Source organism: Neisseria viridiae, from assembly GCF_962747995.1.
Lineage (GTDB): Bacteria > Pseudomonadota > Gammaproteobacteria > Burkholderiales > Neisseriaceae > Neisseria > Neisseria viridiae.
On record NZ_CAUJAJ010000043.1, the window covers coordinates 1 to 490 of the forward strand.

General features: G+C 52.7%; 1 pseudogene. It reads right to left on the minus strand.

Annotated elements, in window-relative coordinates:
* Positions 1–289: 289 nt before the first annotated feature.
* Positions 290–490, minus strand: a pseudogene (locus Q9J79_RS10290) (hypothetical protein); the annotation flags it as partial.

Below are 490 nucleotides of genomic sequence, written 5' to 3' on the forward strand. Positions count from 1 at the left end.
TGAAACGAAAACAGCCGAAAACCTGTGTTGGGGTTTCGGCTGTCGGGGGGAAAGGAATTTTGCAAAGGTCTCAAATCGTCATTCCCGCGCAGGCGGGAATCCAGACATTAGAACAACAGCAATATTCAAAGGTTAGCTGAAGCTTTAGAGGTTCCAGATTCCCGCTTTCGCGGGAATGACGAAAAGTGGCGGGAATGACGAAGAGTTGCGGACAGCAGGGGGAATGACGGGGTTTCAGACGGCATTTAATGCTTTATTGGGCTTCAGACGGCATCGCCCCCCGCCGCCGTCATTCCCGCGAAAGCGGGAATCTAGTGTGTTCGGTTTCGGTTTTTTTTGGGTTTCGGGTAATTTCCAAATCGTCATTCCCGCGCAGGCGGGAATGACGAAAGGTTGCGGACAGCAGTGGGAATGACGGAGTTTCAGACGGCATCGCCCGCCTGTTTTGATATGGCGGCAAACCCCCGACAAAAAAACAATCCGGAACGCG